This is a genomic window from Streptomyces sp. NPDC060064 (assembly GCF_042736455.1).
GTDB lineage: Bacteria > Actinomycetota > Actinomycetes > Streptomycetales > Streptomycetaceae > Streptomyces.
Genome location: NZ_JBHWWF010000038.1, coordinates 1 through 22473 on the forward strand (window position 1 = coordinate 1; position 22473 = coordinate 22473).

Annotated in this window: 25 protein-coding genes; 14 read left to right on the forward strand and 11 right to left on the reverse strand. The window is 68.7% G+C overall.

What is annotated here, in order from left to right; translation table 11 throughout:
• Positions 1–91: 91 nt before the first annotated feature.
• The 4 genes from ACFWDI_RS33260 to ACFWDI_RS33275 form a co-directional block, all read right to left on the reverse strand.
• The gene (locus ACFWDI_RS33260; protein ID WP_362678409.1) at positions 92–1216 is read right to left on the reverse strand and encodes a GuaB3 family IMP dehydrogenase-related protein; all 1125 of its coding nucleotides are present in this window, start codon (positions 1214–1216) and stop codon (positions 92–94) included.
• Between the two features lie 113 nt (positions 1217–1329).
• Positions 1330–2832: an IMP dehydrogenase gene (gene guaB / locus ACFWDI_RS33265; protein ID WP_385309808.1), complete on the reverse strand. Its 1503-nt coding sequence runs from the start codon at positions 2830–2832 to the stop codon at positions 1330–1332.
• Between the two features lie 164 nt (positions 2833–2996).
• On the reverse strand, positions 2997–3572 hold the full coding sequence (locus ACFWDI_RS33270; protein WP_385309810.1) for a sigma-70 family RNA polymerase sigma factor: 576 nt from the start codon (positions 3570–3572) through the stop codon (positions 2997–2999).
• A gap of 254 nt (positions 3573–3826) precedes the next feature.
• A complete protein-coding gene (locus tag ACFWDI_RS33275) occupies positions 3827–4438 on the reverse strand; it encodes a response regulator transcription factor (RefSeq protein WP_003948568.1) in 612 nt (203 codons plus the stop codon).
• A gap of 430 nt (positions 4439–4868) precedes the next feature.
• Here ACFWDI_RS33275 and ACFWDI_RS33280 point away from each other — a divergent pair, with 430 nt between their 5' ends.
• On the forward strand, positions 4869–5192 hold the full coding sequence (locus tag ACFWDI_RS33280) for a WhiB family transcriptional regulator (RefSeq protein WP_327325527.1): 324 nt from the start codon (positions 4869–4871) through the stop codon (positions 5190–5192).
• A 63-nt stretch (positions 5193–5255) separates the two neighbouring features.
• Here the strand turns inward: ACFWDI_RS33280 and ACFWDI_RS33285 are convergent, their stop codons facing one another.
• Positions 5256–6152: a LysR family transcriptional regulator gene (locus tag ACFWDI_RS33285; protein ID WP_327325526.1), complete on the reverse strand. Its 897-nt coding sequence runs from the start codon at positions 6150–6152 to the stop codon at positions 5256–5258.
• A gap of 79 nt (positions 6153–6231) precedes the next feature.
• On the opposite strand from ACFWDI_RS33285, the gene ACFWDI_RS33290 reads away from it, so the two are divergent.
• The 4 genes from ACFWDI_RS33290 (at position 6232) to ACFWDI_RS33305 (ending at position 9700) form a co-directional block, all read left to right on the forward strand.
• Positions 6232–6900 carry an MOSC domain-containing protein gene (locus ACFWDI_RS33290; protein ID WP_385309812.1) on the forward strand — a complete coding sequence of 223 codons (669 nt, stop codon included), beginning with the start codon at positions 6232–6234 and terminating at the stop codon, positions 6898–6900.
• Between the two features lie 94 nt (positions 6901–6994).
• Complete coding sequence (locus ACFWDI_RS33295) at positions 6995–7768, forward strand: SDR family NAD(P)-dependent oxidoreductase (protein ID WP_385309814.1); 774 nt, start codon at positions 6995–6997, stop codon at positions 7766–7768.
• Between the two features lie 188 nt (positions 7769–7956).
• Positions 7957–8943 (forward strand): hydroxyacid dehydrogenase, encoded by a 987-nt coding sequence (locus ACFWDI_RS33300; RefSeq protein ID WP_385309898.1) that lies wholly within the window; start codon positions 7957–7959, stop codon positions 8941–8943.
• Between the two features lie 61 nt (positions 8944–9004).
• The gene (locus ACFWDI_RS33305; protein ID WP_385309816.1) at positions 9005–9700 is read left to right on the forward strand and encodes an ester cyclase; all 696 of its coding nucleotides are present in this window, start codon (positions 9005–9007) and stop codon (positions 9698–9700) included.
• A 103-nt stretch (positions 9701–9803) separates the two neighbouring features.
• On the opposite strand, the gene groL is transcribed toward ACFWDI_RS33305, so the two are convergent.
• The 4 genes from groL to ACFWDI_RS33325 all read right to left on the reverse strand — a co-directional run bounded on the left by groL (position 9804) and on the right by ACFWDI_RS33325 (position 13725).
• The gene (groL, locus tag ACFWDI_RS33310) at positions 9804–11432 is read right to left on the reverse strand and encodes a chaperonin GroEL (RefSeq protein WP_385309818.1); all 1629 of its coding nucleotides are present in this window, start codon (positions 11430–11432) and stop codon (positions 9804–9806) included.
• Between the two features lie 96 nt (positions 11433–11528).
• Positions 11529–11837, reverse strand: a complete 309-nt coding sequence (gene groES, locus ACFWDI_RS33315; protein ID WP_266486653.1) for a co-chaperone GroES — start codon at positions 11835–11837, stop codon at positions 11529–11531.
• 326 nt (positions 11838–12163) lie between these two features.
• Positions 12164–12802 (reverse strand): polysaccharide deacetylase family protein, encoded by a 639-nt coding sequence (locus tag ACFWDI_RS33320; RefSeq protein ID WP_385309820.1) that lies wholly within the window; start codon positions 12800–12802, stop codon positions 12164–12166.
• Entirely contained in the window at positions 12799–13725 is a 927-nt protein-coding gene (locus ACFWDI_RS33325; RefSeq protein WP_385309822.1) for a polysaccharide deacetylase family protein, read from the reverse strand. Before ACFWDI_RS33325 ends, ACFWDI_RS33320 begins: the two co-directional genes overlap by 4 nt.
• A 110-nt stretch (positions 13726–13835) precedes the next feature.
• Here ACFWDI_RS33325 and ACFWDI_RS33330 point away from each other — a divergent pair, with 110 nt between their 5' ends.
• The 9 genes from ACFWDI_RS33330 (at position 13836) to ACFWDI_RS33370 (ending at position 20480) form a co-directional block, all read left to right on the forward strand.
• Positions 13836–15014, forward strand: a complete 1179-nt coding sequence (locus ACFWDI_RS33330) for a methyltransferase domain-containing protein (RefSeq protein WP_385309824.1) — start codon at positions 13836–13838, stop codon at positions 15012–15014.
• Positions 15015–15115: 101 nt separating this feature from the next.
• Positions 15116–15505 (forward strand): WXG100 family type VII secretion target, encoded by a 390-nt coding sequence (locus tag ACFWDI_RS33335; RefSeq protein WP_385309826.1) that lies wholly within the window; start codon positions 15116–15118, stop codon positions 15503–15505.
• A 26-nt stretch (positions 15506–15531) separates the two neighbouring features.
• A complete protein-coding gene (locus tag ACFWDI_RS33340) occupies positions 15532–15831 on the forward strand; it encodes a WXG100 family type VII secretion target (protein ID WP_385309828.1) in 300 nt (99 codons plus the stop codon).
• The gene (locus ACFWDI_RS33345; protein WP_385309830.1) at positions 15831–17501 is read left to right on the forward strand and encodes an RNase A-like domain-containing protein; all 1671 of its coding nucleotides are present in this window, start codon (positions 15831–15833) and stop codon (positions 17499–17501) included. Before ACFWDI_RS33340 ends, ACFWDI_RS33345 begins: the two co-directional genes overlap by 1 nt.
• A gap of 9 nt (positions 17502–17510) precedes the next feature.
• Positions 17511–18155, forward strand: a complete 645-nt coding sequence (locus ACFWDI_RS33350; RefSeq protein WP_385309831.1) for a hypothetical protein — start codon at positions 17511–17513, stop codon at positions 18153–18155.
• Positions 18156–18192: 37 nt separating this feature from the next.
• Positions 18193–18492 carry an RNase A-like domain-containing protein gene (locus ACFWDI_RS33355; protein WP_385309832.1) on the forward strand — a complete coding sequence of 100 codons (300 nt, stop codon included), beginning with the start codon at positions 18193–18195 and terminating at the stop codon, positions 18490–18492.
• Between the two features lie 8 nt (positions 18493–18500).
• Positions 18501–19151 (forward strand): contact-dependent growth inhibition system immunity protein, encoded by a 651-nt coding sequence (locus ACFWDI_RS33360; RefSeq protein ID WP_385309833.1) that lies wholly within the window; start codon positions 18501–18503, stop codon positions 19149–19151.
• 17 nt (positions 19152–19168) lie between these two features.
• Positions 19169–19825, forward strand: a complete 657-nt coding sequence (locus tag ACFWDI_RS33365) for a hypothetical protein (RefSeq protein WP_385309835.1) — start codon at positions 19169–19171, stop codon at positions 19823–19825.
• Between the two features lie 88 nt (positions 19826–19913).
• Positions 19914–20480, forward strand: coding sequence for a hypothetical protein (locus tag ACFWDI_RS33370; RefSeq protein WP_385309837.1), 567 nt, complete (start codon positions 19914–19916; stop codon positions 20478–20480).
• 7 nt (positions 20481–20487) lie between these two features.
• Here the strand turns inward: ACFWDI_RS33370 and ACFWDI_RS33375 are convergent, their stop codons facing one another.
• A complete protein-coding gene (locus ACFWDI_RS33375) occupies positions 20488–21135 on the reverse strand; it encodes a hypothetical protein (RefSeq protein ID WP_385309839.1) in 648 nt (215 codons plus the stop codon).
• A 62-nt stretch (positions 21136–21197) separates the two neighbouring features.
• Complete coding sequence (locus ACFWDI_RS33380) at positions 21198–22442, reverse strand: RNA polymerase sigma factor (protein ID WP_385309840.1); 1245 nt, start codon at positions 22440–22442, stop codon at positions 21198–21200.
• Positions 22443–22473 lie beyond the last annotated feature (31 nt).

The window sequence follows — 22473 nt, forward strand, 5'->3', positions numbered from 1 at the left end:
CCACCAGGTGCGGGGCCCCTTCTACGTACTGACCGTACGAGCCGTACCAGCCGTACGACCCGTACAGACCGTACGACCGACGGCGGCGGCGTCAGCGGCGGTGCTGCGAGTCCGCCACCGTCACCTCGACGCGCTGGAACTCCTTGAGCTCGCTGTAGCCCGTCGTCGCCATCGCCCGGCGCAGCGCGCCGAAGAAGTTCATCGAGCCGTCGGGGCTGTGCGAGGGACCGGTGAGGACCTCCTCGGTCGTGCCCACGATGCCCAGGTCCACCAGCTTGCCGCGCGGCACGTCCTCGTGGACTGCCTCCATGCCCCAGTGGTGGCCCTTGCCCGGCGCGTCCGTCGCACGGACCAGCGGGGAGCCGATCATCACCGAGTCCGCGCCGCAGGCGATCGCCTTCGGCAGATCGCCGGACCAGCCCACGCCGCCGTCCGCGATGACGTGGACGTACCGGCCGCCGGACTCGTCCATGTAGTCGCGGCGGGCCGCGGCCACATCGGCGACAGCGGTCGCCATCGGAACCTGGATGCCCAGGACGTTGCGCGTGGTGTGCGCGGCGCCGCCGCCGAAGCCGACCAGGACGCCCGCGGCGCCCGTACGCATCAGGTGCAGCGCGGCCGTGTAGGTGGCGCAGCCGCCCACGATGACCGGCACATCGAGCTCGTAGATGAACTGCTTCAGGTTCAGCGGCTCGGCGGCGCCTGAGACATGCTCGGCGGAGACCGTCGTACCGCGGATGACGAAGATGTCGACGCCCGCGTCCACCACGGCCTTCGAGAACTGCGCGGTGCGCCCCGGCGAGAGCGCGGCGGCGGTCACCACACCCGAGTCGCGCACCTCCTTGATCCGCTGCCCGATCAGCTCCTCCTTGATCGGGGCTGCGTAGATCTCCTGCAGACGGCGGGTCGCGGCGTCCTCGTCGAGCTCAGTAATCTCGTCGAGCAGCGGCTGCGGGTCCTCGTACCGGGTCCACAGGCCCTCGAGGTTGAGCACACCCAGTCCGCCCAGCTCACCGATGCGGATCGCGGTCTGCGGAGAGACCACCGAGTCCATCGGAGCGGCCAGGAACGGCAGCTCGAAGCGGTAGGCGTCGATCTGCCAGGCGATCGAGACCTCCTTCGGGTCCCGCGTACGCCGGCTCGGTACGACGGCGATGTCATCGAACGCGTACGCCCGGCGGCCGCGCTTTCCGCGCCCGATCTCGATCTCAGTCACGATGTGTGGCCTTTCCCTCTACGTCTGCGGTTCCAGTATCCCCGACACACACGGGAGGGGCGGCCCCGGAACCCCGGAGCCGCCCCTCACCGCATGCGTTCAGCACACAGCTGTCAGCGCCTGGTGTAGTTCGGCGCCTCGACCGTCATCTGGATGTCGTGCGGGTGACTCTCCTTGAGCCCCGCCGACGTGATCCGTACGAACCGGCCGCGGTCCTGCAGCTCCGGCACCGTACGTCCGCCGACGTAGAACATCGACTGCCGCAGACCACCGGTCAGTTGGTGCACGACCGCGGAGAGCGGACCGCGGTAGGGCACCTGGCCCTCGATGCCCTCGGGCACCAGCTTCTCGTCGGAGGCCACGCCCTCCTGGAAGTAACGGTCCTTCGAGAAGGAACGCTGCTCGCCACGGGTCTGCATGGCGCCCAGCGAACCCATGCCGCGGTACGACTTGAACTGCTTGCCGTTGATGAAGAGCAGCTCGCCCGGCGACTCCTCGCAGCCGGCGAGCAGCGAGCCGAGCATCACCGTGTCCGCGCCCGCGACCAGCGCCTTCGCGATGTCGCCGGAGTACTGCAGACCGCCGTCACCGATGACCGGGACGCCGGCCGCCTTGGCGGCGACGGAGGCTTCGTAGATCGCGGTGACCTGCGGTACGCCGATGCCGGCGACCACACGCGTCGTACAGATGGAGCCCGGTCCGACACCGACCTTGATGCCGTCGACACCGGCGTCGATCAGCGCCTGTGCGCCGTCGCGGGTGGCGATGTTGCCGCCGATGACATCGACTCCGGCCGCGTTCGACTTGATCTTGGCGACCATGTCGCCGACCAGCCGGGAGTGGCCGTGCGCGGTGTCGACGACGATGAAGTCGACGCCCGCCTCGATCAGCGCCTGGGCCCGCTCGTACGCGTCACCGGCGACACCGACGGCCGCGCCGACGAGCAGCCGACCGTCCTTGTCCTTGGCGGCGTTGGGGTACTTCTCGGCCTTGACGAAGTCCTTGACCGTGATCAGGCCCTTGAGCACACCGGCCTCGTCGACCAGCGGAAGCTTCTCGATCTTGTGCCGGCGCAGCAGCTCCATGGCGTCCACACCGGAGATCCCGACCTTGCCGGTGACCAGCGGCATCGGAGTCATGACCTCGCGCACCTGGCGCGTACGGTCCGACTCGAAGGCCATGTCGCGGTTGGTGACGATGCCGAGCAGCTTGCCGGCGCGGTCGGTCACCGGGACGCCGCTGATACGGAACTTGGCGCACAGCTGGTCGGCCTCGGTGAGCGTCGCGTCCGGGTTCACCGTGATCGGGTCGCTGACCATGCCGGACTCGGAGCGCTTGACCAGGTCGACCTGGTTGGCCTGGTCGGCGATGGAGAGATTGCGGTGCAGCACACCGGCGCCGCCCTGCCGGGCCATGGCGATGGCCATACGGGCCTCGGTGACCTTGTCCATCGCGGCGGACAGCAGCGGGATCTTCACCCGTACGTTCTTCGAGATGTACGAGGAGGTGTCGATCTGGTCGGGCGCCATGTCAGAGGAGCCCGGCAGCAGCAGCACATCGTCGTAGGTCAGCCCGAGTGTCGCGAATTTATCGGGCACTCCGTCGACGTTGGTCATGACACCTTCCCCAAATGGCCTTGATCGGTGCGGATGTCCATGCTAACGGGCTCAGCAGCGGTCTCATTCCACGATCAAGATCAGCGAGCAGCTTTGTGCATTCATACGTACGAAACGCACTGCTCGGTTCAGTGCTCCGCCAACCGTTCGGTTCGGCCCGCGGCCTACTGCTCGGCCAGGGCGCGCAGCCGACTGAGCGCCCGGTGCTGGGCGACACGCACTGCGCCGGGTGACATTCCCAGCATCTGCCCGGTCTCCTCGGCGGTCAGTCCCACGGCGACCCGCAGCACCAGCAGCTCCCGCTGGTTCTCCGGCAGATTGGCGAGCAGCCTCTTGGCCCACTCGGCATCGTCACTGAGCAGCGCGCGCTCCTCGGGACCGAGCGAATCGTCGGGACGCTCCGGCATCTCGTTGGACGGCACGGCCGTCGATCCCGGATGCCGCATGGCCGCCCGCTGCAGATCGGCGACCTTGTGGGATGCGATGGCGAAGACGAAAGCCTCGAAGGGCCTTCCGGTGTCCTTGTACCGCGGCAGCGCCATCAGCACCGCGACACAGACCTCCTGCGCAAGGTCCTCCACGAAGTGACGCGCGTCGCCCGGCAGCCGGCTGAGCCGAGAGCGGCAGAAGCGCAGCGCGAGCGGATGGACATGCGCGAGGAGGTCGTGCGTAGCCTGCTCGTCGCCATCGACGGCACGGTGAACGAGTGCACCGATCACCGTGGTCTCGTCGTCGCGCATCGGTCCATGGTGCCTTGGTGGCTGAGAATCCGTGGCACTGCGTCCAATGTTGTGCACCGAAGCGTTATGAGCAGGTGCGCCGGAACTCATCTCCTGCGCCCTCCCCTCCCGCTCGACCGACTTGTCCCCGAGGAACTCCACATCTCAAGGATGCGGCATCGCGCGGGAAACGGATGCCCACGGCTGTCCGCCGCCCCGCCCGCCGAGTGGCGGGCGGGATCCGTCGTACCGCCGTGGTGACCACTCGCGATTACCTAGCGGACGAGGCCCCAGCGGAATCCGAGCGCGACGGCGTGCGCCCGGTCCGAAGCGCCCAGCTTCTTGAAAAGCCGCCTGGCGTGCGTTTTCACCGTGTCCTCGGAGAGGAAGAGCTCGCGGCCGATCTCGGCGTTCGACCGGCCGTGACTCATTCCTTCGAGCACCTGGATCTCACGCGCGGTGAGCGTCGGCGCCGCGCCCATTTCCGCCGAACGCAGCCGGCGCGGTGCCAGCCGCCAGGTCGGATCGGCGAGCGCCTGGGTGACCGTCGCCCGCAACTCGGCGCGCGAGGCGTCCTTGTGCAGATAGCCGCGGGCACCGGCGGCGACCGCGAGCGCGACGCCGTCCAGGTCCTCGGCGACGGTCAGCATGATGATCCGGGCGCCGGGATCGGCGGAGAGCAACCGGCGGACCGTCTCGACGCCGCCCAGTCCGGGCATGCGTACGTCCATCAGAATCAGGTCCGAGCGGTCGGCGCCCCAGCGGCGGAGGACTTCCTCGCCGTTGGCCGCGGTCGTCACGCGCTCGACGCCGGGCACGGTCGCAACCGCGCGGCGGAGCGCCTCTCGGGCAAGCGGGGAGTCGTCGCAGACGAGGACGGATGTCATGGCCGCCCTCCGCAGCTGATGCGCGTCACCTTGAGCCTCCAGGCTGAGTACGTTTCGTCACCTGTGCGGTTGAACGCTCTCGGACATGTGCCCGAGCGCTTGTTGTTTCAACCGCCTCCGCACTCTCAACGACGGTCACTCGAAAGAGTTACGGGTCGGACAGCCGCCTTCAGCACTCTACGTGAGGGGTCGTGCGCAGAGGAGAGCGCCGCAGGTCATGCGTCCTTCATCAGTCAGCTATGCCCCATTTAGCGGCTTTTCTTCCCTTTTCCTGGTGTCTGTGGCTAGATTCGCAATGAGTCATATTTACATCTACTAACACCGTAGATGTACGGTCGTGGTCACGGTACGAGTGCCGGACCCGACTCGTATCGCGTCTGATCCGACCTGTCCTGTATCCACTCAGCACGGTTTCAAGGGGACAAGCGCTATGGCAGATTTCTCCCGCCTTCCCGGACCCAACGCCGATCTGTGGGACTGGCAGCTCCTCGCAGCCTGCCGTGGGGTGGACAGCTCTCTCTTCTTCCACCCCGAGGGTGAGCGTGGCGCTGCACGAAGTGCGCGCGAGAACTCGGCAAAAGAGGTCTGCATGAGGTGCCCGGTCCGCGCGGAGTGCGCGGCACACGCACTGGCGGTGCGGGAGCCGTACGGCGTGTGGGGCGGACTGACCGAGGACGAGCGCGAGGAGCTGATGGGGCGTGCGCGGCATCGACTGATCCCGGCGAACAGCGTGGGAGGCGTGCCGCGGGGCTGACCCCGCGGTGCGGAAGATTCGAAGAAACGTTCCTGCAGCGGCTCTGCCCTGGGCGAGGGGCGCTCAGGGCCGTCGTGGCGCCGCCAGAGTCAGCTGATCGAGAGTGGCGGCGACCGCCGGGACCTGCGCCAGGTCCGGGAGCGTGAGCGCCACGATCTCGCGCTGGACCGCCGGCTCCACAGTCACGGTGCGCGCGGCCTTGGGCCGAACCGACTCCATGGCCAGCTCGGGCAGCACCGCCACCCCCAGACCCGCGGCGACCAGGCCGATCACCGCCGGGTAGTCGTCGGTGGCGAAGTCGATACGAGGGGTGAAGCCCGCCTCCTCGCAGACCTCGACGAGCTGGCGGCGGCAGCGCGGACAGCCCGCGATCCAGGGCTCACCGGCCAGGTCGCCGATGGTGACGGAGTCCGATTCGGCGAGGCGGTGCCCTTCGGGGACGAGGCCCACGAGGCGGTCGGTGAGCAGCGGGCGGACGATCAGGTCGTCCCACTCCGTGTCTGTCGCCCCGTAACGGAAGGCGAGCGCCACATCACAGTCACCCTCCCGCAGCATCTCCACCGAGCGCGGCGGCTCGGCCTCGACGAGAGAGACCCGGGTGCCCGGGTGGGCCGCGCGCAGGGCGGCGAGCGCGGTCGGTACGAGGGTGGAGCTGCCGCTGGGGAACGAGACCAGCCGGACCCGGCCGGCCCGCAGACCGGCGATGGCGGCGATTTCCTCCTCGGCGGCGGTGAGCCCGGCCAGGATGCCCGAGGCGTGCCGCACGAGCGCCTCACCCGCCTGGGTCAGGCGCATTGCGCGGCCTGTACGAATCAGCAGCGGGGTACCGGCCGACGTCTCGAGCGCCTTCATCTGCTGGCTGACGGCGGGCTGTGTGCAGCCCAGCGTGCGCGCGGCCGCCGAGAACGAGCCGGTGGCGGCAACGGCACGCAGGACACGGAGATGACGGGCTTCGATCACTCTTCGAATATAAGGGGCCCTTGGAGGGAAGACCAATAATTGGATGGTTCGTTTGAGAGCGGGGGGTAGCGTGGCGTCCATGAAGGTTTTGACCGTGAACGTGGGACGGCCGAAGGCCGTCGACTACAGCGACGGCGCGGGCGGCACGACCGGCATCGACAAGCAGCCGGCCGATGGGGCCGTACGGGTGAGGGAGCCGGGCCCCAAGGGGCAAGGGGCCAGCGGGGTCGTCGGGGACACGGTCTGCGATCTGCGGCACCACGGCGGGACCCACCAGGCCGTGTACGCCTTCGCGCGCGAGGATCTGGACTTCTGGGAGCGGGAGTTGGGGCGGCCGCTGGCCAACGGCTCCTTCGGGGAGAACCTCACGACGAGCGGGCTCGATGTGAGCGGGGCGAAGATCGGCGAGTGCTGGCGGATAGGCGACGGGCTGGTGCTGGAGGTGACCAGCGGCCGCATTCCATGTCGTACGTTCGCGAGCTGGCTGGGTGAGAAGGGCTGGGTCAAGCGCTTCACGCGGCACGGCGCGCCCGGCGCGTATCTGCGGGTCGTCGAACCCGGCGAGATCCGCGCGGGCGACGCGATCGAGATCGTGCACCGGCCGGATCACGAGGTGACGGTCGAGCTCTCGTTCCGGGCCGACACCACGGAGCGTGAGCTGCTGCCACGTCTGCTCGCGGCCGGCGAAGCGCTCCACCCCGAACTGCTGAAGGACGCCCGCGAGTACGTCGCCAAGCAGGGCGGGTAGGGAAACCTCGGACAAGGCCTCCGGGAAGGCAAGGGAATTCGGGCGGGCAAGGGGCGTACAGCGCACTCCCACACAGGGCACTAACGTGCCGCCTATGACGACTGCACTGATTACGGGAGCGACCGCGGGTATCGGCGCCGCGTTCGCGCGGCGGCTCGCGGCCGAGGGACACAACCTGGTGCTGGTGGCCCGCGACACCAAGCGACTGCACGAGCAGGCCACCGAGTTGCACGACCGGCACGGCATCGAGGCGGAGGTGCTGACCGCCGATCTGTCGCAGGACGCCGGGATCGCCGCGGTCGAGAAGCGGCTCGCCGACCGGAAGAACCCGGTGGACCTGCTGGTCAACAATGCGGGGTTCGGCAACAAGGGACGCTTCCTCGAGGTGTCCATGGCCGACGAACTGACGATGCTGAAGGTGCACTGCGAGGCGGTGCTGCGGCTGACGGCGGCGGCGGCGGAGTCGATGCGGGAGCGCGGGCGGGGCGGGGTGGTGAATGTGGCGTCGGTGGCCGCGTTCGTGCCGCGCGGGACGTACGGCGCTTCGAAGGCGTGGGTCGTGCAGTTCACGCAGGGTGCCGCGCGGGATCTGGCGGGGTCGGGCGTACGGCTGATGGCCCTGTGCCCCGGATTCGTACGGACGGAGTTCCACGAACGGGCCGGGATGGGGACGGACAACATCCCTGGGTGGATGTGGCTGGACGCGGACAAGCTGGTCTCCACAGCGCTGGCGGACCTGGCCCGCGGGAAGTCGCTCTCGATCCCCGACCCGCGCTACAAGGCGCTGATGGGTGCGGTGAAGCTGGCGCCGCGCGGGCTGCTCGGCGGGATCACGTCCAGGACAGGCCGGAAGTACGGCCCGCAGTGAGCGTGTCGCGGGAACAGTCCGGACGGCGGTTTCCCGACAGTCGCCCCGGCGGGAACGGCGGGAACGGCGGGAACGGCGAGAACGGCGAGAACGGCGAGAACGGCGAGAACGGCGGAGAGCACCACGGCGAGAACCACGGCGAGAGCACCGCAGAAGACTTCGGCGGCCGACCGTCCCTCCTGCTCGCGATGGGCCCCGGCATCGCCGAGCGCCTGCTCGACGACCGCCACCGCGACCGTCTCACCGCCCTCGCCCGCACCGATCCGCACCTGATCGCCCACGATCTGACCGCCCCTTCGCCACCCGTCGCGGACGCGCTCGCCACGGCCGAAGTACTGCTGACGTGCTGGGGCACGACCCCGCTCACCGCCGACGTCCTCGCGGCGGCCCCGCGGCTGCGCGCAGTCGTCCACGCCGCCGGCTCCGTCAAGAACCACATCACAGAAGCCTGCTGGGAGCGCGGCATCGCGGTGACCTCGGTCGTCGCGGCCAACGCCCTGCCCGTCGCCGAGTACACGCTTGCCGCGATCCTCTTCGCCAACAAGCGCGTTCTGCACACCCGGCACCGCTACCGCACGCTGCGCACCCACCACGACTGGGGCCTGGAGCTCGACGGCGCGGGCAACTACGGCCGTACGGTCGGGATCGTCGGCGCTTCCCGGATCGGCCGCCGGGTGATCGAGCTGCTGCGCCCGTTCGACCTGCGGGTTCTGCTGTACGACCCGTACGTCGGGTCGGCCGAGGCCGACGGGATCGGCGTCGAGACCGTGCCGCTGGACGTGCTCTGCGCGGACAGCGACGTCGTCACGGTCCATGCCCCGCAGATCCCGGCCACCCGCCATATGATCGGCGCCCGGCAGCTGGCACTTATGCCCGACGGCGCGACGCTGGTCAACACCGCGCGCGGTTCGCTGGTCGACGAGGAGGCCCTGCTCGCCGAGCTCATCTCCGGACGCCTCGATGCCGTACTGGATGTGACGGACCCTGAAGTCCCGTCCGCCGACTCGCCCTTGTACGACCTGCCGAACGTCCTGCTCACCCCGCACATAGCGGGCTCGCTCGGCCGCGAGCTGCACCGGATGGCCGACCGGGCGCTGGACGAGGTGGAGCGGTTCGCGGCCGGGCTGCCCTTCGCGGACCCGGTCCGTCCCGGGGCACTTAAACATTCCGCTTAGCTCATCATTGGGAACAATTCTCACTAAACTGGACGCATCCCACCCATTTCCGGGAGGCGCCATGAAATTCGTACAGATAGTCGACTACAAGACCGAGCAGTTCGACACCATGAACCAGCTCATGGACAAGTGGGTCGATCAGACCAAGGGCAAGCGGACCGCCACCCACACCCTGACCGGCAAGGACCGCTCCGACGACTCCCACTACGTCGAGATCGTCGAATTCCCCTCGTACGAAGAGGCGATGAAGAACTCCCATCTGCCCGAGACCGACCGGATCTTCCAGGAGATGGTGGCGCTCTGCGACGGGATGCCGTCGTTCACCGACCTCGACGTGGTCCGCGACGAACAGCTGAACGCGGCAGCCGCCCGCCGCTTCTTCCACGAGATCGCCGTCGGAGGCAACCTCGACGCCATCGACGAGCTGTTCGCGGCCGACTACCGGGACCACGACATCATCAGGGGAGAGGACAGCGCCACCGGGTTGGAGAACATGCGCAGCGATGTCACCGGCTGGCGCGACGCGTTCGACTTCACCTTCAACCTGGACAGGCAAGTGACCGAAGGTGACGACGTCGTGACGCTGTGGACCTGGACCGGCACACACAAGGGCGACTTCCTGGGCATCGCCCCCACCGGCAAACAGTGCACCATGACCGGCACCACGATCTTCCGCTTCCAGGACGGGAAGGTCCAGGAGGGCTGGTGGCACTACGACGTCATGCGCCTGATGCGGCAGCTCGGCGCGCTGGGCTAGCCGCCGCGTTTGCTGGGGGCCGGCACACCCGGCCGGACGCCGAAGGCCCCCGTTCCCACCGCCGAGCGGCGGGAACGGGGGCCTTCACATGTGTCGTACGGCGTCAGTGGCTGTGACCGTGACCGTGGCCGTGACCCGCCTCGGCCTCCTCCTCCGCCGGCTTCTCGACGACCAAGGTCTCGGTCGTGAGCAGCAGGGAGGCGATGGACGCGGCGTTCTCCAGCGCGGAGCGCGTGACCTTGACCGGGTCGATGACGCCGGCCTTCACCAGGTCGCCGTACTCGCCGGTCGCGGCGTTGAAGCCCTGGCCGGCCTCGAGCTCGGCGACCTTGGCGGTGATGACGTAGCCCTCGAGACCGGCGTTCTCGGCGATCCAGCGCAGCGGCTCGACGGCGGCGCGACGGACGACGGCGACACCGGTCGCCTCGTCGCCCTCCTTGCCGAGGTTGCCCTCGAGCACCTTCACGGCGTGGACGAGCGCGGAGCCACCACCGGAGACGATGCCCTCCTCGACCGCGGCGCGGGTCGCGGAGATGGCGTCCTCCAGACGGTGCTTCTTCTCCTTCAGCTCCACCTCGGTGGCGGCGCCGACCTTGATCACGCACACGCCGCCGGCCAGCTTCGCGAGGCGCTCCTGGAGCTTCTCGCGGTCCCAGTCGGAGTCCGTGGACTCGATCTCGGCCTTGATCTGGTTGATGCGGCCGACGACGTCCTCGTGCTTGCCGCCACCGTCGACGATGGTGGTGTCGTCCTTGGTCACGGTCACGCGGCGGGCGGAGCCCAGCACGTCCAGACCGGCCTGGTCGAGCTTGAGGCCGACCTCCTCGGCGATGACGGTGGCACCGGTGAGGGCGGCCATGTCGCCGAGCATCGCCTTGCGGCGGTCGCCGAAGCCGGGGGCCTTGACGGCCACCGCGTTGAAGGTGCCGCGGATCTTGTTCACGACGAGGGTGGAGAGGGCCTCGCCCTCGACGTCCTCGGCGATGATCAGCAGCGGCTTGGAGCTACCCGCCTGGATGACCTTCTCGAGCAGGGGCAGCAGGTCCTGGATCGAGGAGATCTTGCCCTGGTGGATCAGGATGTACGGGTCGTCGAGGACGGCCTCCATACGCTCCTGGTCGGACACCATGTACGGCGACAGGTAGCCCTTGTCGAAGGCCATGCCCTCGGTGAAGTCGAGCTCCAGGCCGAAGGTGTTGGACTCCTCGACGGTGATGACACCGTCCTTGCCGACCTTGTCCATCGCCTCGGCGATGAGCTCGCCGACCTGCTGGTCCTGCGCGGAGAGCGCGGCCACGGCGGCGATGTCGGCCTTGTCGTCGATCGGGCGGGCGGTCGCGAGGAGTTCCTCGGACACGGCCTTGACCGCGGCGTCGATGCCCTTCTTCAGGGCGGCCGGGGAAGCGCCCGCGGCGACGTTGCGCAGGCCCTCGCGGACCAGCGCCTGGGCCAGCACGGTGGCGGTGGTGGTGCCGTCACCCGCGATGTCGTTGGTCTTGGTCGCCACCTCCTTCACCAGCTGGGCACCGAGGTTCTCGTACGGGTCCTCGACCTCGACCTCACGGGCGATGGTGACACCGTCGTTGGTGATGGTGGGGGCGCCGAACTTCTTGTCGATGACGACATTGCGGCCGCGGGGGCCGATCGTCACCTTCACCGTGTCGGCAAGCTTGTTGACGCCGCGCTCGAGGGCGCGACGGGCGTCCTCGTCGAACTTCAGGATCTTCGCCATGGGAGCTTCTCTGTCCTCTCGAACGAACTACGCCCCTGGGCACCCGGCTACATATGTCGCGGGGGCCAGGGGCGCAGATCTAAAACTTCGGGTGAATTACTTCTCGACGATCGCGAGCACGTCGCGAGCCGAGAGGACGAGGTACTCCTCGCCGTTGTACTTCACCTCGGTGCCGCCGTACTTGCTGTACAGCACGACGTCGCCGGTCTTGACGTCGAGCGGGAGCCGCTCGCCGTTCTCGAAGCGACCCGGGCCCACGGCGAGGACGACGCCCTCCTGGGGCTTCTCCTTCGCGGTGTCCGGGATGACCAGGCCAGAGGCCGTGGTCTGCTCGGCGTCGAGCGGCTGGACCACAATGCGGTCCTCGAGCGGCTTGATGGCAACCTTGGAGCTGGCGGTCGTCACGATCCGACCTCCCCCTTCGGAGATCTCACGGGGTTAACTGTCTGAGGTGGCGACCAGGTGGATCCGTCGTCGCGGGTGCCGGACCTGCCCGTCGCTGTGTTGGCACTCTCCAGTGGGGAGTGCCAGACCTGAGACTATGACTGCGATTAGCACTCGGTCAAGCGGAGTGCCAATCCGCCGGTGTGGCGTCGTGCTGTCACGGTCGGTCCGATACGGAGAACGTGGCGCGGGCGCCCTGGGTTCCGCGCGGTACAGCAGCAATTCCGCCCGGCACGACAGCAATCACCGCACGGCAGCAATACGGCACCGGCACTACGGCCTGCCCCTCAGACGTAGTCCTCCAGACGCGCCACCGCGTACCCCTGCGCCTGGATACGGCGCAGCATCCGCCCCGTCGTCCTCGTGTGCGCGAGCACGATGTCACCGGGCCGCAGCCGTTCACCCTCCGCATACGCCCGCCCCAGCACCACCGCACGGACCCCGCAGTCGGCTGCCGCCCGCAGTGTGTCGGCGTTGTACGCGCCGTGCGGTGGACGGAGCAGCCGCTCCCGCCGGCGGCAGATCTCGTCGCGCTGGTCCTCGTACGAGAGCGTGCGCAGATCGGTCCTGCCGCCCGTGCGGAACGTACTGATCGGCAGCTTCAGATCGCCGACCATCCGCAGGAACTCCGGATCGCGCTCCACGCCGTCGTCGAAGGTGAGGAAGACGACCTTCTCGCGGGTCGGCACCCGGTTCACCACGTACGGCACCTTGGGCCTGCGCGCGGGCGGCTTCGGCGCGGCCGCGAGCGGCGCGGCCAGCCCCCACCGCTTGTGCGCGGAGCCCGGTACACCCGCGCCCGGGGAGACCTGCTGCGCGGCCTTGCGCCCGAGGCGCTCGATCGGGTCCACCGACTGCGCACACCCCGAGGCGAGAAGCGCACCGGCCGCCAGCACTCCGGCCAGCAGCCGGTGCGCGCGTCTCATACGTAGTCCTCCAGCTTCGCCACGGCGTAGCCCTTGTCGGTGATCGTCTTCATGACCCGCCGGATCAGGTCGGGCATGGTGGCCTTCCACTCCTCGGGGCCGCGGAAGTGCGTCAGGATGATGTCGCCGGGGTGCAGATCCTGGTCCCACTCGCGCCACTCCATGTGGTCCGGAAACGCCTCGGCGGCCCAGAGCGGCACGGCCTTGATGCCGCACGATTTGGCCACGCGCAGCGTGTCCCGGTTGTAGTTGCCGTACGGCGGGCGGAAGAGCGAGGGCCGCTTCCCGTACCGCTCCTCGAGCTTGGTCTGCTGGTTGCAGATCTCCCGCTCCTGCTCGGCGTACGAAAGGCCGGGCAGATAGAGGTGGTTGAGGGTGTGGTTGTACAGCGAGACCCCACGGTCCCGCATCTCCTTGAAGTAGTCGTAGTTGTTGCTGATCAAGTAGTCGCTGAGGAAGGCGCTGTACGGGATCTTGAGCTCGGACATCATCCGCAGCAGGGCGGGGTCCTTCTCCCAGCCGTCGTCGATCGTCAGAAAGACGACCTTGTCCTTGACGGGCACGGTGGTGAAGACGGGCGGCAGGGACTCGCCGTCCTCGACCTCGAAGCCCTCACGGGTGGTGATCTCCGGCTTGACTGCGGGCGGCTGGGGCGCGGCGAGCGGGGGCTTGTCCAGGCCCCACTTCTTGGCTGCGACGGCGCGGGCGGCCTCGGCGCGCTTCACCTTCTCCACATATGCGGTGAGCGCGCCGGCCGGGCCGGACTGCGGCTTCGCCTGCCCGCCGGGGGCGGCTTTGACCCCGCCGGAGGCACCGGGGCCGCCGGAACCGCGCGAACCACCCGAGGACTCGGCCGCACAGGCGGAGCCGAGGGCGGCGACCAGGAGCACAGCCAGGACCGTATAGCCCCGATTGGCTGTCATTTTTCCTTTTTGTCGTACTGGGTGCATGGCGCCGCATCCTGTCAGCGCGAAGCCCTGGCAAGGGGCCGACACCGCCCACCGCGGGCGCACCATCCCCCACCTGGCCCACAATGGGCCGGGTGACCGATCTCGTTCCCTTCTCGACCCTGCTGACCGACGAGGGCCAGGCACTGCTCGCCGCACTGCGGGACTACGACCCGGCCCAGGAACTGGCGGTCGCCTCCCGGCTGCGCCGCGAGCACCCGGTCGGGCTGGTCACGGCGGCGCTCACGCAGGCGCGACTGCGGCAGCGGGCGGTGGCCAAGTTCGGCGCGGCGGACGCACAGCGGATGTTCTTCACCCCGAACGGCGTCGAGCAGGCGACCCGCTCCTCGGTCGCGACGTACCGGGCCGGGCGCTTCGCGGCACTGGGCGTACGGAGCGTGGCGGACCTGTGCTGCGGGATCGGCGGCGACGCGATCGCGCTGGCCCGGGCCGGCATCTCGGTCCTGGCGGTGGACCGCGACCCGCTGACGGCAGAGGTAGCGCGTGCGAACGCGGAGGCGCTGGGCCTGGCCGAGCTGATCGAGGTCCGGTGCGCGGACGTCACGGAGATCGACACGGGTGCGTACGACGCGGTGTTCGTGGACCCGGCCCGGCGGGGCGGCCGGGGCAGGATCTTCGACCCGGAGGCGTACTCCCCGCCCCTCTCCTGGGCGATCGGCGCGGCCCGCACCCGCCCGCACGCTGCCCTCAAGATCGCACCCGGCATCCCGCACGAGGCGGTCCCGGACGACGCCGAGGCGGAGTGGATCTCGGACGGCGGCGATGTGAAGGAGGCCGTGCTCTGGTTCGGCACCCGGCCGGGCACGGTCGGTGCGACGCTGCTGCCCGGCCCGCGCTCGCTGACCGGCCGCGGGCTGCCGGACCCCGAGGTCCGCAAGGTGGGCCGCTTCCTGTACGAGCCCGACGGCGCGGTGATCCGCGCGCATCTGGTCGCCGAGGTCGCGGAGGAGCTCGACGGCGGGCTGATCGACGAGACGATCGCGTACATCACGGCGGACGAGCTGCGGCCGACCCCGTACGCCACCGCCTACGAGATCACCGATGAACTCCCCTTCGGCCTGAAGAAGTTGAAGGCGCTGCTGCGGGAACGCGAAGTCGGCAATCTGACGGTGAAGAAGCGCGGGTCGGCGATCGAGCCGGAGGAACTGCGCCGCAAGGTGAAGCCCAAGGGGCCGAACGCGGCGACGGTGTTTCTGACGAGGGTGGCGGGGGCGCCGACGATGCTGATCGGACGGCCTGCGTAATTCAGGTCACAGGCGCCCCGGAATATACAACCTCTGTGTTGTCAGCCTGAGTTGTTAGGGTTTCGGGTTGGGCGCCACGCAGGGGGAACCAAGGGGGAAGCATGGTGGATCACGCCGATCTCGACGTATCGGACGACGACCTGACCCGGCTCGCCGGGGACCTCGACGACATGCAGCGCCACCTGGACAGCCAGGTGCGCCGGATGGACGCGATCGTCGACCGTATCGAGGCTGGCTGGAAGGGCGAGGCGGCCAAGGGGTACCGGGCGCTGCACAGGGGCGCGGCCGAGGATGCCGTACGGATCCGGGAGATCCTCGTCGTCCTCGAAGAGGCGATGCGGGCGGGCCGGGACGGCTTCAGCCAGCAGGAGCTGGAAAACCTCCGGCGGATGCGCCAGGCCCAGAGCCAGGTGGACGTGGAGCGCGAGGCGCGCGAGCTTTCCGAGGGCACCGCACCGTCCGCGCCGCGCAGCAGCATTCTCGACATCTGACTGATACACACAACGGGGAACAACACATGGCTGACGACCACATAGGCGTCAACTTCGCGACGCTGCGCGAGCTCGCCGGGGACCTCGAGGACATCCTCAAGAAGCTCAACGAGAAGCTCGAGACTCTCTACGACCGCACCGAGAAGGTGGTCCTGAGCTGGGAGGGCGAAGCGCGCGACGCTTTTGTCGACGAACTCGACCGGTGGGACCGGGACATGCAGGACCTCCAGGCCGCCCAAGCCTGGCTCCACGAAGTCGTCACGACCGGGCAGGCCAATTACGGCTCCGCCCACCGCGCCGTCCTCCGCGGCTGGGGAGCCGCCTGATGGGCACTCCGGCCCCGCCGTCCCAGAACGGCACCATCGACGTCACACCGACCCAGCTGTACGGAGTGTCGGGCAACGTGGCCTTCCAGCAGGAGACCCTGCACAAGGGCGCCAACAGCTTCCTCGACGAACTGGAGCGATACCCGGACGGCGGCGGCTACGGCACCGCCGCCTGGGCGTTCTCGACCGCCTACCGGAAGGTCGGCAACCGTTTCCTGGAGGTATGGGCCCGGTCCGTCCTCAGCGTGGGCGGCGCCGCGGTGGGTTTCACGACGACGGCCAACAACTACGCGGCGGCCGACGCCGCAACCCATCCGTCCGGCACCGCAACGCCCACCCACCAGGCCCCTCCCACAGTCATCGACAAACTTCCCGCATACCGGTCGGTGACCGACCTCAAGTGGGCCGACATGGATGAGGGCCAGGACGTCTGGGAAAAGGCCCTTGAAGGGCTGGAGGCGGGCGTGCTGGCGATCATGCGGCCGCTGCTGGAGCACGCCTGCCGATTCGGCAAGGCGGCCGAGATCCTGCCGCTGCCCAATCACCACCGGCTGGACTCCATATCAAAGGCATGGCTGCTTCCCGGAATCTCCGCCGGCTCGGTGGACGGAAACCTCACCGCGGCGCTCACGGGCATCACGAACCAGTCCAACACCGAGTGGTACACCGCGATGCGTACCTTCTGCAGTTCCATATGGGGTACGACCGACTGGGGAAAGTCCCGCGAGGGCCATGTCTGGTCGCACGACAAGGCCGGCAACACCGGGATGAGCCACCCGATCTTCAGCGTGCTCATCGACACATGCGACGGCGTCAGCGATGCCGTCATGGCCTTCGCCAGGGCGGCCGAGGATGTCCGCAGCGACCTGCACGACATCTACTGGCGTGCCGTGCGCGACGCGCTACCGCACGTCGACACCAAGGACGGCATCGGCATCAAGGACGTGAAGAGCGTCATCAAGGGCATCGGCAAAATGGGCAGGAGCCTCGCCGGCGGTATTGTCCTGGAGATCGACGAGGAGGCACTGAACGCCGCGGTCGAGGCGTACAACAACCGAGTCCAGCGGCAGGTGCCCGAGCTCAACAAGTTGCTGCCCGCACTGGACGAGGCATTCCTGAGCGCGCCCACTTTCCGGGCCGAGTCCGCGCGGGCCGAGGCGTTCGGGGCCCGCGCCCTGAACGATTTCAAGAAGAGCCAGCTCTACACCGTGCCCGGCGATGACGAGAGCAACCACAAGTACCCCATCGACCTGGCCAATCAAGAGGGCATCGGCAACAGTCACGTCATCGACAAGCACGTCGGGAAGACGAACGAGCAGCTCGAACAGCGACTGCGCGACCAGCAAATGATCAGGAATGGCGACATTCGGCCGAAGGCGGCATCGTCCTTCGACGACCTCGAGTCCGCGCAGAAACTGACCCAGGCTGTTATGGACGACCCGGACAATGAGCGCAGGATCCAGAATTGGCTCAACGGCAACCCCGGGGAGTCCTCCAAGCGGAACGTCGGACTCACCTTCAACGACCCGACGGGTCGCACCTGGGACCGCGGCGACTCGTCGGCACACGATGCCTACAATGTCATCGTGACCTTGAAGCCGGTGCCGGGCGGGCATCCCCCGTACGTCGTGCTGACATCCATGCCGACCGACCAGGCGCCTCCCCAGTAAGGACACGGAATGGCATTCGACTTCGGCGATCTCTTCGAAGATGGCCCCATTCTGCGGCTTCTCGATTTCACCGACGGGTCTACGCAGGAGGACGACCTCGTACGGTTCTGCCGTACGGTACGGAACTCCCCCCAGGCCGACTGGGTCATGCCGCTCAACGCGGTGGCTGCGCTGCTTGAGCTCACTGCTGAAAAGGTGAGCACCGCCGCCCCGGGGACAATCCCGGAGCGTTTCGGTCAGAAGCTGCACCGAGCCGCTGGAGACATGGCAGGCCCTGAGTATCTGCGCATGCTGGCCGAGCTGATCCGGCCTTTCGACCGGCAGGCCGTCCCGTCGGTCCGCGAACTCCCGCTGGGGTCCCTGGAAATTCGGGTCAGGTTTCCCAGGACCATTGACTTTGGACTGAGCTGGATCGCACCCGGGGAGCATACGACCGACGAAGAGGCGATCACTGCGGGCGTGGAGAGCGAACACCCTTCCCACTGCCTCGACGTAATCCCCTTGCTGGCAGCCGAAGTTCAAGAGCTCCTGATGCTCTTCCCGAGCGACGAAGAACTCACCCACGCGGTGCGCGGTGAGATCTCCTGGGTCTCTCGTCCAGTCCTGGACGACATCATCCGGCTGGCTGCGGCGCATATGGCCCAGCCGCACTGACGATTGACGCATCGTCCCTCTCGATAGGCAGTTGACCATGCGAACCCGCAGCTCCTCCTACCCCGACCGGGAGACCTCCCAGTGGTGCGCTCAGCAGGTGGTGACCCGCAATGAGCAAGTCATCCACCGCTGGCTCGCCCAGTCGACCCGGCAGCGCCTGACCATCGAGGCCGCCTGGCCGTCCCGGTCCGAGCCGGCCGGGCGCGTCCTGCTGCAGGCGATGATGCTCGCCGGACGTGACGCCATCGACGTACGTGCCGCACGAGTGATCCTCAAGCGCGACTCCGCGAGCCCGCACGGCTTCACCGTGCACGCCACGTTCCCGATCTACCTCTAGAGGCATCCGTGTCCCTGATACCGCTCGAACACGACCGCAAGTACGGCGAGTTGGACCAGGTCATCCGCGCGTATCTGGGCCAGCCGGCTGACGACGATCCCGAGAAGCGCTCCGCCGCGCTCGACGCATATCTACGGCACACCTGGCGCACGCGCCCCTGGGCGATCGCCGTCGCCGAGCACCAGCTGCGCGAGTACGCAAAGAATCCGCCGGGCCGACTGCGGCTCCGTCTGGGCGAGTTCTATCCCGTACCTGATGTCGGGCTGCCCGACTCCGCGATCCAGGCATGGCTGGAGCAGCTCGCCGACCACCTCAAGCACAGCATCGAGACCGGCGAGGCCCCGCCGCCCGCCACCCCGCAGACCCACTGGGAGTGGCACGCCCGTTTCCCCGAGCTCGGGCAGCTGCTCGGCGGCTGGTTCTCCCAGGACATGCCGGACGAGTTCGAGAGCCACGACGCCGCGCTCCGGGACTACCTCGACACCACCGACTCCGGCCTGATCGCCCAGCTCACGGGCGAACTGCACGAGCTACTGGCGCTCCCCCTGAACGACTCGGACTACGTGCTCGCCGTGGCCGAGCTGGGTATGGAGGTCGATCCTCCCTACGCCCCCGACGCCTGGCTCACGATGCTGGCCATACGGCTCCGTCGGAGGTGACGTTGAGAGGACCCGCGGTGTCCGACTGGTACCCGGACTTGGCCTGGGCCGACGTCGACCCGGCCCGGCATCCCTTCGACCGGGCGAGTGTCCCCGGAGCCGTGCGCGCCGCCGTGCTCGCATACGACCTGACACCGGACGAACCGCCCTGGCACTGCTGCCACACACGTGGGGTCGCCTACGGACTCGCTCAGCGATACGGAGGCTGGGCCGGTGGCTGGGCCTGGGCCACGGACCCGGAGCCACACTCGGGTGCGACGATCCACAGCATGTCCCTTCCCGTGCCCGAAGTAAGGGGCCCGGAGAAGAAGACGGAGTGGTTCAGCGACATCCTGCTGCAGTGGCGAGCCTGGCTCGAGCAAGTCGCCGAAATGCTCAAGGAACTGTCCGACGCACCACGAGAGCTCGGTGTGGCCCCGGTGGTCGCCCTGGTCGAGAAGCAGACCGGCGGCGGTGAACGGTGGCTGGCCGAATGCTCCCAGGTCCTCACTTGGTACCTGGAGTCCACCGGGGTACCGACCCGACAGGCGGAGGACGTTGCCGACGATCTCGCCTACCAGCACCTGCGGGAGTGGGGGGCGGTGCGCGAGCATGAGGTCGTCAGCCTCGCTCGGGCTGTCGGGCAGCAGACGGCCGAGTTCTCCCTCGCCTCGCTCCCACCCCGGGAGGGATGAGCATGGCGTTGCACCCCGAAGGCATCTTCACCAGCGGCCCGCTGTTCCAGCTCGTGAGCCTGGCCGCCTGGCACGACGATCCGCTGGAGTGGCAGGTCCTGCGACTCAAGCGGATCTGCGGACCGAGTACTGGGATGCGCACTGGCGCGATCCGATGCAGCCCCTTGCCTCCCAACTCGACTACATGGCTGCCACTCTCACCAAGAACTTCTTCGCGTCCTGCCCTCCTGCGGCGCAGGAAGCCTGGACCACCGCCGCCGGGAACAAGACCGTCGCCGAGTTCATGACGGAGCTCGCCATGCTGCTTCGCGTCGCGGACCGGGACCTGGATCCCGACTACGACGAGATACCGCTGGTCGAGTGGGAGGTACGGGCACGCTTTCCGCTCCTGCTCGCGCTCGACAACTGGGCGTACGACGACGAGTACGACTCGTTCGAATCGAGCGTCCAGGGACGCATCGAGGCCGAACACCCCTTCTGCGACCGGGAACTCGTCCCGATCATCGCTCAGGCGATGGAGGCTTTGGCACTCTGCGCGCAGTCCGAACGCTTCGCAAGCGCCCTTGAGTCGTACGCGTCCGGCGCGACGTCCGCCGCCCTGGCCACGCTCGCCGACCTCGGCCACGCACACATGCGCACACGCCACCGCCCCTGAGGCGAGGTCAGCGGTGCGCGCCGCCGCCCACCCGTGCCGGGACGACCGCCACCAGCCGCACCGCCCACCGGTAGTGGCTCACCGCCTTCGCGATGCCGAGCAGACCCGTCAGCCAGAGGATGAAGCCCATCCCCATCAGCAGGATGACCTCCGCGTACGTCTCATGCCCCTGCTTCGCGCCGGCCGGGACCGCGAAGCACAGCCACAGGCCCACCGCGCACAGCAGGAACGACGGCACGAACCAGCACAGGCTCTCGCCGGGCGACCGGTAGCGGGCGTCGCGCGCCGGGTCGCGGTCGAGCGACGACCACTGGCGCAGGCGTTCACGCACCTGGCCGTCGTGGCGGATGCCGAACCCGATCACGATTCCGGTCGGCACCATGAACGCGAGTCCGACGCCCAGGAAGATCACGCCGAACAGGACGTCGAACGGGTCCGAGCGCTCAGTGAAGGTCTGGAGCGCCGCGCCGACCAGGCCCCAGCCCGCCACGAAACCGGCCACCGTCAGCCACAGCAGCAGCAGTCGCGACAGCCCGATGCTGAGCCTGCTCAACTCGCCCATCGCGCCGGCCCGGTCGGTGAGCAGCGCCTCGCGGTCGGGCCAGGCCCGTATGTCCTCGGGCGGCGGAGGCGGTGGCAGCGTACGGCTGGGCATGCGGTTCCTTCTCGGGTGTGGTGGGCCGGTGGACGCCCCGACCGTATCGGAGGATTGATCGCCTACGGTCGGCCGCACTCCTCCGCCCGCGCCCGCAGCAGTTCACGCTCGCGCTCATTGCGCGTCAGCGACGCCGCCCGCTCGAACTCCGCCCGGGCCTCCGCCCGTCGGCCGAGGCGCGCCAGGAGATCGCCGCGCACGCTCGGCAGCAGGTGGTACTCCTTCAGCGCCGGTTCCGCCGCCAGTTCGTCCACCATCGCGAGCCCCGCCTCCGGTCCTTCCGCCATCGAGACCGCGACCGCACGGTTCAGCTCCACCACAGGGGACGGGGCGATCGCCGCGAGCTGGCCGTACAGGACGGCGATCGTGGACCAGTCCGTCTCCTCGTAGCGCACCGCCTGTGCGTGGCAGGCGGCGATCGCGGCCTGGAGGGCGTACGGGCCGGGGGGACCGCCCGCAGCCGCGTTCGCCCGTGCCAGCGCCGCGAAGCCGCGCCGGATCAGCAGCTGGTTCCAGCGGGAGCGGTTCTGGTCGGCGAGCAGCACCGGCTCGCCGTCCGGGCCGGTGCGCGCCGCCGTGCGGGATGCCTGGATCTCCAACAGCGCTACCAGGCCATGGACTTCGGGCTCCTGGGGCATGAGGCCGGCCAGCACACGGCCCAGCCGCAACGCGTCCTCGCAGAGCGCCGGGCGCTGCCAGTCGTCGCCCGTGGTCGCCGAGTAGCCCTCGTTGAAGACGAGGTAGATGACTTCCAGGACCGACGAAAGGCGTTCGGCGCGCTCGGGGCCGTACGGGACCTCGAAGGGGACGCCCGCCTTGGCGAGGGCGCGTTTCGCCCGGACGATGCGCTGCGCGACCGTCGGCTCCGTGGCCAGGAAGGCGCGCGCGATCTCCTCGGTGGTGAGGCCGCCGAGGAGTTTCAGCGTGAGGGCGATCCGTGCGTCCGTCGACAGCACGGGGTGGCAGGCGGTGAAGATCAGCCGCAGCAGGTCGTCGTCGATGTCGTCGGGACCCGATGGCTCAGGCGGCGGCACGTCCTCCAGGTCGCGCCCGACCTCCGCCAGCTTGCGGGCGTACGTCTCCTTGCGGCGTACGAGATCGATCGCCCGGTGCTTGGCGGTGGCCATGAGCCAGGCGCCCGGCTTGTCCGGCACACCTGACTCCGGCCACTGCTCCAGCGCGGCGACCAGAGCGTCCTGCGCGATCTCCTCGGCGATGCCCACGTCGCGCACGATGCGGGTGACACCGGCGATGATCCGCGCCGACTCGATCCGAAATACCGCTTCCACCGCGCTTGCTGCCGTCACGGACAACCATCAGAGCAGCCCCGAAGCGCAG

Bases quoted from the DNA above. Each gene is read 5' to 3' on its own strand.
- ACFWDI_RS33270 (WP_385309810.1), bottom strand. From the start codon at position 3,572: ATGCGCGACGACGAGACCACGGTGATCGGTGCACTCGTTCACCGTGCC.
- ACFWDI_RS33275 (WP_003948568.1), bottom strand. From the start codon at position 4,438: ATGACATCCGTCCTCGTCTGCGACGACTCCCCGCTTGCCCGAGAGGCG.
- ACFWDI_RS33290 (WP_385309812.1), top strand. From the start codon at position 6,232: ATGAAGGTTTTGACCGTGAACGTGGGACGGCCGAAGGCCGTCGACTAC.
- ACFWDI_RS33280 (WP_327325527.1), top strand. From the start codon at position 4,869: ATGGCAGATTTCTCCCGCCTTCCCGGACCCAACGCCGATCTGTGGGAC.
- ACFWDI_RS33330 (WP_385309824.1), top strand. From the start codon at position 13,836: ATGGGCCGGGTGACCGATCTCGTTCCCTTCTCGACCCTGCTGACCGAC.
- ACFWDI_RS33355 (WP_385309832.1), top strand. From the start codon at position 18,193: ATGCGAACCCGCAGCTCCTCCTACCCCGACCGGGAGACCTCCCAGTGG.
- guaB (WP_385309808.1), bottom strand. From the start codon at position 2,832: ATGACCAACGTCGACGGAGTGCCCGATAAATTCGCGACACTCGGGCTG.
- ACFWDI_RS33340 (WP_385309828.1), top strand. From the start codon at position 15,532: ATGGCTGACGACCACATAGGCGTCAACTTCGCGACGCTGCGCGAGCTC.
- groL (WP_385309818.1), bottom strand. From the start codon at position 11,432: ATGGCGAAGATCCTGAAGTTCGACGAGGACGCCCGTCGCGCCCTCGAG.
- ACFWDI_RS33375 (WP_385309839.1), bottom strand. From the start codon at position 21,135: ATGCCCAGCCGTACGCTGCCACCGCCTCCGCCGCCCGAGGACATACGG.
- ACFWDI_RS33350 (WP_385309831.1), top strand. From the start codon at position 17,511: ATGGCATTCGACTTCGGCGATCTCTTCGAAGATGGCCCCATTCTGCGG.
- ACFWDI_RS33325 (WP_385309822.1), bottom strand. From the start codon at position 13,725: ATGACAGCCAATCGGGGCTATACGGTCCTGGCTGTGCTCCTGGTCGCC.
- ACFWDI_RS33345 (WP_385309830.1), top strand. From the start codon at position 15,831: ATGGGCACTCCGGCCCCGCCGTCCCAGAACGGCACCATCGACGTCACA.
- ACFWDI_RS33305 (WP_385309816.1), top strand. From the start codon at position 9,005: ATGAAATTCGTACAGATAGTCGACTACAAGACCGAGCAGTTCGACACC.
- ACFWDI_RS33335 (WP_385309826.1), top strand. From the start codon at position 15,116: ATGGTGGATCACGCCGATCTCGACGTATCGGACGACGACCTGACCCGG.
- ACFWDI_RS33300 (WP_385309898.1), top strand. From the start codon at position 7,957: ATGGGCCCCGGCATCGCCGAGCGCCTGCTCGACGACCGCCACCGCGAC.
- ACFWDI_RS33295 (WP_385309814.1), top strand. From the start codon at position 6,995: ATGACGACTGCACTGATTACGGGAGCGACCGCGGGTATCGGCGCCGCG.
- ACFWDI_RS33320 (WP_385309820.1), bottom strand. From the start codon at position 12,802: ATGAGACGCGCGCACCGGCTGCTGGCCGGAGTGCTGGCGGCCGGTGCG.